This window comes from Trebonia sp. (assembly GCF_030042015.1).
Lineage (GTDB): Bacteria > Actinomycetota > Actinomycetes > Streptosporangiales > Streptosporangiaceae > Trebonia.
On the sequence record NZ_JASIAL010000227.1, the window covers coordinates 1 to 9,275 of the forward strand.

General features: G+C 69.6%; 8 protein-coding genes and 1 riboswitch. Of the genes, 5 read left to right on the forward strand and 3 right to left on the reverse strand.

All coding sequences use genetic code 11. From position 1 onward, the window contains the following. A partial coding sequence (locus Q1N79_RS11820) for a trehalose-phosphatase (RefSeq protein ID WP_300608260.1) occupies window positions 1-414 on the forward strand: 414 nt, incomplete at its 5' end. A gap of 121 nt (window positions 415-535) precedes the next feature. On the opposite strand, the gene Q1N79_RS11825 is transcribed toward Q1N79_RS11820, so the two are convergent. Continuing rightward, entirely contained in the window at window positions 536-739 is a 204-nt protein-coding gene (locus Q1N79_RS11825) for a cold-shock protein (protein ID WP_300608262.1), read from the reverse strand. A 245-nt stretch (window positions 740-984) separates the two neighbouring features. Then, window positions 985-2,238, reverse strand: a complete 1,254-nt coding sequence (thrC, locus tag Q1N79_RS11830; RefSeq protein ID WP_300608264.1) for a threonine synthase — start codon at window positions 2,236-2,238, stop codon at window positions 985-987. Window positions 2,239-2,253: 15 nt separating this feature from the next. Continuing rightward, a riboswitch (SAM riboswitch) is annotated at window positions 2,254-2,394 on the reverse strand. Window positions 2,395-2,525: 131 nt separating this feature from the next. Here thrC and Q1N79_RS11835 point away from each other — a divergent pair. From Q1N79_RS11835 to Q1N79_RS11850, 4 genes are all read left to right on the forward strand, one after another. Next, on the forward strand, window positions 2,526-3,977 hold the full coding sequence (locus Q1N79_RS11835) for a trehalose-6-phosphate synthase (RefSeq protein ID WP_300608267.1): 1,452 nt from the start codon (window positions 2,526-2,528) through the stop codon (window positions 3,975-3,977). Window positions 3,978-4,235: 258 nt separating this feature from the next. After that, entirely contained in the window at window positions 4,236-5,858 is a 1,623-nt protein-coding gene (gene groL / locus Q1N79_RS11840) for a chaperonin GroEL (RefSeq protein ID WP_300608270.1), read from the forward strand. Window positions 5,859-6,100: 242 nt separating this feature from the next. Then, window positions 6,101-7,162: a hypothetical protein gene (locus tag Q1N79_RS11845; protein WP_300608273.1), complete on the forward strand. Its 1,062-nt coding sequence runs from the start codon at window positions 6,101-6,103 to the stop codon at window positions 7,160-7,162. Between the two features lie 223 nt (window positions 7,163-7,385). Then, window positions 7,386-7,769: a cold-shock protein gene (locus tag Q1N79_RS11850; RefSeq protein ID WP_300608276.1), complete on the forward strand. Its 384-nt coding sequence runs from the start codon at window positions 7,386-7,388 to the stop codon at window positions 7,767-7,769. 22 nt (window positions 7,770-7,791) lie between these two features. Here the strand turns inward: Q1N79_RS11850 and Q1N79_RS11855 are convergent. After that, window positions 7,792-9,275: MFS transporter (locus tag Q1N79_RS11855; RefSeq protein WP_300608279.1), on the reverse strand; the 1,484-nt coding region annotated here is incomplete at its 5' end.

The following is a 9,275-nucleotide window of genomic DNA, read 5'->3' on the forward strand; positions in this document are numbered from 1 at the left end:
AACGCGCTTGCCGTGCACACCAGGCAGGCGCCGGACCCCGAGGCGGCGCTGGCCCGGCTGCGGGAGCCGCTCGCCGCGCTCGCCGCCGAGGTCGGCCTGACGCTCGAGCCGGGCCGCCTCGTGCTCGAACTGCGCCCGCCAGGTACCGACAAGGGAGCCGCGCTGCGGGCGCTTGCCGCTGAGCGCGGGGCACGCTCGGTGCTTTTCTGCGGCGACGACCTGGGCGACCTGACGGCCTTCGCCGCCGTCCGCGCGCTGCGCGCGGACGGCGTTCCCGGCTGCACCGTATGCAGCCGCAGCGCCGAGTCACCGCGCGTCGCCGCGGCCGCCGACCTCGTCGTCGACGGCCCGGCCGGCGTCGTCGGCCTGCTTGGCGCCCTCGCCGACGCCGTCAGCGCCGGCCGCGGGTTCTAGGCAGCCCGGGCCAGAAGCATGTCGGCCTGGCTCCCGCACGGCGGGAGCCAGGCCGACCACCCCGGGTAACCGGTGAAATCCAGGGCTCCGCTGCGCGAAGCCGGAGAACTTACCAGAGAACCTAGGAGACGATGACGACCTTCTCGGCCTGCTGTCCCCGGTCGCTCTGCGTGATCTCGAACTCAACTCGCTGGCCCTCTTCGAGGGTGCGGTATCCGTCCGCCTGGATCGCTGAGAAGTGGACGAAGACGTCCTTGCCACCGTCGACGGCGATAAAGCCGTAGCCCTTGTCCGGGTTGAACCACTTGACGGTGCCCTGAGCCATTCCAAACAACTCCCTAACTGCTGCTCGGGCTTCGAGCCCCGCCCTTTCAACCGCGGAACCCGTCGATCGCGACCCGCCGAGCCGTGCCAACGCACGCTCTCGCGCTCGCACCCTGCCTTGCCGGCTGCGACCGGAAACGACCTTACCCTGTGCGCGGCGTTCATGACGCCAGATAGCCGTCAATCGCGGCAACGTGCACCGCATTGGTCACCTGTGGTATCGCCTGCTGAGATTCCGCAGGCTGCTCAGCGCACGCCCGCGCCGTCGAAACCTGCCGCGATGAACGCCTCGAGCGTTGGCTTGATGGCCGCGGGAACCGCGACGGTCGGCTCGACCGCATCCAGCGTCTTCAGGCCATCGCCCGAGTTGATGATCACCGTTTCCGCGTCCGGGTCGAGCTGGTCGCCGGCGAGCAGCTTGCGCAGCACGCCGACGGTGACCCCGCCCGCGGTCTCGCCGAAGATGCCCTGGGTGCGGGCGAGCAGCTTGATCGAGTCCACGACCTCGGCGTCGGAGACGTCGGCGATCGCGCCGCCGGTCCGGCGGACCACGTCAAGCACGTAGGGGCCGTCGGCCGGATTGCCGATCGCGAGCGACTTGGCGATCGTGGCCGGCTTCACCGGCCGCACCACGTCCCAGCCGTTGGCGAACGCCTGCGACACCGGCGCGCATCCGCTGGCCTGCGCGCCGAAGACGCGCCACGGCCTGTGGTCGACCAGCCCCAGCGAGGCCAGCTCGGTGAACCCCTTGTCGATCTTCACCAGCTGCGCTCCTGAGGCGATCGGGACCACCACCTGGTCAGGCAGCCGCCAGCCGAGTTGCTCGGCGATCTCGAAGCCGAGCGTCTTCGAACCCTCCGCGTAGTAGGGGCGCACGTTGACGTTGACGAACGCCCAGTCGTCGTGCTCGCCCGCGAGTTCCGACGCCAGCCGGTTGACGTCGTCATAGGTCCCGTCGACCGTGACGAAGGTGCCGCCGTAAACCGCCGTGGTGATGATCTTCTGCTCCTCGAGGTTCGCCGGGACCATCACCACCGAGCGGATGCCGGCCCGCGCCGCGGCCGCTGCCACCGCGTTGGCCAGGTTGCCTGTCGACGGGCAGGCGAGCACCTTGAAGCCCATCTCGGTCGCGGCGGCCAGGGCCACGGCCACCACGCGGTCCTTGAACGAGTGCGTCGGGTTGCCGCTGTCGTCCTTTATCCACAGCCGCCGCATCCCGAGTTCGGCCGCCAGCCCGTCGGCGCGAATCAGCTTCGTGTACCCGGGCTCGGTGGTCGGACGGCTTGCGATGTCCTGCGGCACCGGCAGCAGGGCAGCGTAACGCCAGATGTTGGGCGGGCCCGCCTCGATGACGTCCCTGGTCAGCTCCGGGAAGTCGTAGCTGACCTCCAGCGGCCCGAAACACTCCGCGCACGCGTAGCAGGGGCCGAGTTCGGTGGTGCTGCCGCACTCGCGGCAGGATAGGCAGGTCGCGTTGCCGAGCAAGTTCTGCGCTGTCATGTGGGCGAGGCCTCTCTCCCATCTTTCCCAGCGGTCACCTTGACCACGGGCCGGACTTGGCACCATTCGCGCGCTCGCCTCGCCTTACTGAGGTGCGTGTCCGCGATGGTTGCCGGGGCTTCACAGGGCCGATCCCTCCACCCCTCTGGATGAGGTATTCAGTTGTCACGCCATGCTCCTTGCCGTCGCAGGCCGACGGCAAGTGGCGACGGCAGCAATCACTGTATCCGACGGGCTAATACCCCCGGCAAACGGGTTAATGATCGTTTCAACTAGTGTTGGACCATATGACTAACGACCCGAGTCGGCTGGTGCTCGTTGCCTCGAACCGGGGTCCAGTCTCGTTCGCCTTCGCCGAGGACGGGTCGCTGACCGCCAGCCGCGGCGGTGGCGGGATGGTATCCGGTGTGATGTCGGGGCTGGCGGCGATAGCCTGCGACGTTGAGGTCCTGTGGCTGTGCACCGCGCTCAGCGACGCCGACAGGGAGGCCGCGCGGCGCGGCGACCGGGTGGTCGAACCCGGCGACGCCCCGGTGCGGATGCTCGACATCCCGTCTGACATGTTCAGCGCCGCCTACAACGGCATCGCCAACTCGGTGCTGTGGTTCGTCCACCACCTGCTTTTCGACACCCCGAACCAGCCGCGTTTCGGACCGGAGTTCCGGCGCGACTGGAGCTGCTACATGGCGTACAACGCGGCCTTCGCCGACGCGCTCGCGCAGGAGTGCACGGCAGGCACCCGGGTGCTCATCCAGGACTATCACCTGGCGCTGGCACCGCGGCTGCTGCGGGAGCGGCGGCCCTCCGCGCGGATCGCGCACTTCGAGCACACCCCGTGGGCGCCGCCGGACTACTACCGGCTGCTGCCAGACGACATCGCCGTCGCCATCCTGGACGGGATGCTCGGCGCCGACCACGCGGGGTTCCTCGCCGGGCGCTGGGCCGCGGCCTTCCTCGACTGCTGCGAGGCCGTGCTGGGCGCGCGGGTGACCCGGGGCGCCGGCGGCGCCGGGCAGGTCAGGTACCGCGGTCGCACGACCGAGGTCGGCGTGCACCCGCTCGGTGTCGACGGCACGGCGCTGCGCGCCCGCGGCCGCCAGCCCGATGTCAGCATGCACGCGGACGCGCTTGCGGCCATGGCGCATGGCCGGCAGCTGATCGTCCGGGTTGACAGGACCGAGCTGTCCAAGAACATCGTGCGCGGCCTGGCCGCCTACCGGGAGCTGCTGCTCACGCGGCCGGGGTGGCGCGGCCGCGTGCTGCACCTGGCCTTCGCCTACCCGTCCCGGTCCGAGCTGGCCGAGTACCGCGAGTACACCGCGCGCGTCCACGAGCTGGCCACGGGCATCAACGCCGAATTCGCCACCCCGGACTGGGAACCGCTGGTCCTCGACGTGAAGGACGACTACGCGCGCTCCCTTGCCGCGTGCCGGATCGCCGACGTGCTGCTTGTCAACCCGCTGCGGGACGGCATGAACCTGGTCGCAGAAGAGGGTCCCATCCTGAGCGAGCGCGGCTGCGCGCTCGTGCTTTCCCGCGAGGCGGGCGCGGCGGCGCTGATCGGCGACGAGGCGCTGCTCATCAACCCCTACGACGTGACCGCCACGGCGGAGGCGCTGCACGCCGCGCTCAGCATGCCAGCCGCGGAGCGGCGGCGGCGGGCCGCGATGATCGCCGCGACCGCATCGGGGCGCGCGCCTGCGCGGTGGCTCACCGAGCAGCTCGACGCGCTGGGCTAGGCGCGGGCGCCGTCCCGCGTGGTCGCCGGCGCGACCGGCACACGGGCTGGTGAATGCCCTTCGCGGGGTCTTGACGTTTGCACTCTCCCCCTGAGAGTGCTAAACATGTCTTTGGCACTCTCCCTGTTAGAGTGCCAGCCAAACGGCGGGATCGGGCGATGAGGCAGTGCCCGGTGGCAGGAAGGGCCTGCCGCCTGGCATGCCGTCCGTCGCGGGCGTCGGCCGGTCTCACGCGTTCGCCACGGAGGACTGAAACCAATGGCAGCGAAGATGATCGCGTTTGACGAGGACGCCAGGCGCGGCCTCGAGCGCGGCATGAACCAGCTTGCCGACGCCGTGAAGGTAACCCTCGGCCCCAAGGGCCGGAACGTGGTACTCGAGAAGAAGTGGGGCGCCCCCACGATCACCAACGATGGCGTGTCCATCGCCAAGGAGATCGAGCTCGAGGACCCGTGGGAGAAAATCGGCGCCGAGCTCGTCAAGGAAGTCGCCAAGAAGACCGATGACGTCGCTGGCGACGGAACTACTACGGCGACGGTGCTCGCCCAGGCGCTGGTCCGCGAGGGCCTGCGCAACGTGGCCGCCGGCGCGAACCCGATGTCGCTGAAGCGGGGCATCGAGGCAGCGGTGGAGCGGGTCAGCGAGGAGCTGTCCAAGCTGGCCAAGGATGTGGAGACCAAGGAGCAGATTGCCTCTACCGCCTCGATCTCCGCAGCGGACACCGCGATCGGCGAGATGATCGCCGAGGCGATGGACAAGGCGGGCAAGGAAGGCGTCATCACCGTCGAGGAGAGCAACACCTTCGGCCTGGAGCTGGAGCTCACCGAGGGGATGCGCTTCGACAAGGGCTACATCTCGCACTACTTCGTGACCGACCCGGAGCGGATGGAGGCGGTCCTTGAAGACCCCTACATCCTGATCGTCAACTCCAAGGTCTCGGCTAACAAGGACCTGCTGCCGCTGCTCGACAAGGTCGTTCAGTCGGGCAAGCCGCTGGTGATCATTGCCGAGGACGTCGAGGGCGAGGCTCTCGCGACCCTGGTGGTCAACAAGATCCGTGGTCTGTTCAAGTCAGTCGCGGTCAAGGCGCCTGGCTTCGGCGACCGTCGCAAGGCCATGCTCGGTGACATCGCCATCCTGACCGGTGGCCAGGTCATCAGCGAGGAAGTCGGTCTCAAGCTGGAGAACGCGGACCTGGACCTGCTGGGCAAGGCCCGTAAGGTCGTGGTCACGAAGGACGAGACCACGATCGTCGACGGCGCCGGTGACGCCGAGCAGATCTCCGGACGGGTCAACCAGATCCGCACCGAGCGCGACAACACCGACTCCGACTACGACCGGGAGAAGCTCGAGGAGCGGCTGGCGAAGCTTTCTGGCGGGGTTGCCGTCATCAAGGCCGGTGCAGCCACCGAGGTCGAGCTGAAGGAGCGCAAGCACCGCATCGAGGACGCGGTGCGTAACGCCAAGGCCGCGGTCGAGGAGGGCATCGTGCCCGGCGGTGGCGTTGCCCTGCTGCAGGCGGGCAAGGTCGCGTTCGAGAAGCTCGAGCTGCAGGGCGACGAGGCGACTGGCGCGCAGATCGTGCGCCGGGCGCTCGAGGAGCCGCTGAAGCAGATCGCGATCAACGCTGGCCTCGAGGGCGGCGTGGTGGTCGAGAAGGTGCGCGGCCTGAAGCCGGGCCACGGCCTGAACGCCGCCACTGGCGAGTATGTCGACATGTTTGCGGCCGGCATCCCCGACCCGGCGAAGGTGGTGCGCTCTGCCCTGCAGAACGCCGCCTCAATCGCTGGGCTGTTCCTCACCACCGAGGCAGTGATCGCGGAGAAGCCGGAGAAGGAGAAGGCCCCGGCCGCTCCTGGCGGCGGTGACATGGACTTCTGATCCGCCCGGCCCGACAGGGCAGCTCGGAACGGAGGTCGCACCTCGCGACAACGGGCGGCTCCCCGGCGTTGGCCGGGGAGCCGCCCGCTTCCTGCCACGAGGGCGCGAACGCCGGTCGGCCTACCCGTCATGGCTTTCGCTCCCGCTGCAGCCGCAACTGTTTCATCACAAGTTCGCGTAGACCGTTACATTCCAAGGCGTGCCGGCTCCACAACGTGTTCACCGCGAGGGATCATCAGGCCATGGGCCCCCCGACTGAGCAGTTGATTCGCGACTACCTCAACCGGTTGTCGGTCGCGGCCCGCGATCTTTCTCCTGATGACCGGCGTGCGTTGCTAGAGCGAACGCGCGGTCTCATCGAGCAGCGCGCCGACCTGGATAGCCGACCGTCGACGATGGACGTCGGCAGGGTGCTGGCGCGCCTCGGGGACCCGGCGGCCAGGGTCGAGCAGGAGCGGCGACGCCTGGCGGCAGGGGGAAAGTCAACGCAGTCCGCGAGGCCGGGCCTGGCCGGCCCCCAGCGCTTCCTGCCGCGAGCGATCGGCCGCGAGCGCCGACGGTTGCGCGGCTCGAGCTTCCGGTGGTCGGCTCAGCAGCCTGTGCCGACATCGTCGGCGCCGTCACGGCCAGCGTCGGGCGCCGTGCCTGCCGAGGGGCTGGTGCCTGCCGAGCGACCGGTGCCTGCCGAGCGACCGGTGCCTGCCGACGAGGCACCGTCGACGGCCAGCGCGCCTTCGGCTGCCAACGGCACGATGCACGTCACGCCGGCACCGCCCGCCGCCGACTTGCCGCAGCCGCAGCCGCAGCGGCCGGGCTCTGATACCGGTGGCCGCAGCCGGGATGACGACGCGGCTCAGCGCGGCCCCGCGCGTCCGCAGTGGCGACGGCCTCGGGCGGGCGACATGGTGCTGCGCGCTCGCGTTAGCCGACAGCTCGGCCGCCTGGCAACCTGGATGCGCAGGCGGCCACTGGAGGCGGTAGCGGTCGTCCTGATGGGAATCGGCGGACCGATCTTTCCGCCGGTGTTTCTCATCGGCGCGACCCTCGCTCTCGCGTCTGAGTTGTGGGACGGGCGCGACAAGTGGATCGGGCTGGCGCTGCCCGTGGTGCTCACGGTGATCGGGCTCGCCGTGGGCGTCGCAGCGGGAGGCCGGGCACACTGGATGCACGAGAGCTGGGTGTATCTCGACGTCGTCAGCCGCGTCGCGCCGGCGCTGGGCGCCGGGTACCTGGCCTGGCGATGCCAGCACCCCCGGCACCCGGCACCCGTACCGCCGTTTAGCGCGCCCCGCAGGGCGTCCTGACCGCTGGCCCCGCCCAGGGTGATGCCGTGGCCCCGCCGCCGCGGCCACTGATTGACCGGACCCGACCCCGGGTATACAACGATCCCGCCCGACGCGAGCAAGGCCGGGTATCCGCTGAGGCTCCGCGGTCGGCGGAGCGGTAAGGCGCCCGAAACCGATACCCTTACTCGGGCGGTGCCCAGTACCCGCCCGCGCATTTTCCTCCTCGTGTAAGGTCTCGCTCGTGCCTACTGGCAAGGTCAAGTGGTATGACGCCGACAAGGGCTTCGGCTTCCTCACGCGTGACGACGGTGGTGAGGTATTCGTCCACTCGACGGCTCTCGAGCCGGCCGGCACGGCGCTGCGACCCGGCCAGCGGGTGGAATTCGGGATCGCGGAGGGCCGTCGGGGTACTCAGGCACTGCAGGTGCACCTGCTGGAGCCGCCGCCCACGGTGTCCAAGGTCCCGCGCAAGAGCCCGGACGAGATGGTGCCGATCATCGAGGACCTGATCAAGCTCCTGGATGGCGTCTCGAACTCCTACCGCCGCGGGAAGCATCCAGACAGCCGCGACGCAAAGAAGATCGCTGCGGTCCTGCGTGCCGTCGCCGCGGACCTCGAGACCTGACAACCGGGTCGCAGGCCGCCGGCTACCGGAACGTGCTGGCCGGGGCGGGCCCCGCCGTCGTGGGCCGCGCGCGCACGATCCGCCGCCGCCGCCCGACCAGGAGCCAGACAAGCGCGACCGCGAGTCCCACCGCGGCGAACGTAAGCCCTGCGAAGCCGCTGCCGGTCAGCGAGAACAGCAGGCCGATCAGGCCGCCGACTACCAGCGCAAGCTGATTCACCGTTTCGGAGAACGCGAACGCCGACCGTCGGATGTCCTCCGGAATCTCCCGCTGCAGGATCGAGTCGAGTCCTACCTTCACTAGCGTCTGACTGATCGCCGCAGCGAGTGCCGCTATCAGGACGGACGGCAGCCCGAACAGGATGGCGCACGCGACGCTGGCGGCAGTGGCGAGCGCGAACACCGTGAAGATCATGATCTGGGGTCCGCGCGATCGCAGCGCCGAGCCGATGCCCGTGCCCAGCATGCCGCCCGCCGCTGCCGCGGCCGCCAAACCGCCGAGCGCGATCGTGTCGGACACGTGCCCGAACCGCTCACTCCGCAAGATGAATGCCAGGAAGAACAGCAGGAAGCCGTAAAAGGCCCGCATTGCCGCGTTCGCACGCATGGCTTCACCGACGACTGGCCCTACCGGAGGGATGAAGAAAGGTCGCCGCGCGCGCCTGACCGGCCGGCCAAGCGGGATCGTGTCATGGCGGAAAGCGTCACCGGGCATCGCGGCATCCGGCATCGTGGCGCCGGGAGGATCACCAGGGAACGGGGTCGCGTACTTCGCGGCCGCGCGATCGGAGCGCCCGTTCGCCTCCGGTCCTGTCCATCTGGCGCGCCCGGCCGGACCCGCAGCGGCACCGGACCCGTCAGGCACGGCCCAATTGCCGTGCTCCTCAGGCGAGGGGACCTGAGCGGGTGCGTCAACGGTGTCGGGCAGCCGGAGGCCAAGGAGCATGGCGGCCAGGTAGATCACTGTGGCCACCCGAAGGACCCAGGCAGCGCCGTGGCCGCCGCCGCCCATGACCTTGTCGACGCCGAGGGCCAGCACCGCCCCGACTGACGTCGCAATCAGCGAAGCGAGGTTAGACCGCGCATTGGCGGTGACCAGGGTGATCTCCGACGGGAGCAGTCGCGGCGTGACCGCTGCCCTGGTGACGACGTAGGCCTTCTGCAGAACCAGGACACCGAAGGCGGCCGGTAGCAGGGTCAGCACGTCGTTGTACTCGACCGCACCCGACATGCCCCAGCACAGCAGGCCGCGCGCCAGCAGCGTTCCCATGAGGATGAACTTGTTTCCCTGCCGGACCTTGTCGAGCAGCGGCCCGATCAGAGGCGCGAGGATGGCATAGGGGGCAATCGTTACTAGCAGCGCGAATGCCGCACGTCCCCTCGCTTCTTCGACGGACGTGCTGAAGAACAGGCTGCCCGCCAGGGCGATGGCCACGAACGCGTCACCGACGCCGCCGCCCGCCGTCAGCTCTAGCAGGTGGGAGAACCCGGTCCGTGATGCGCCGG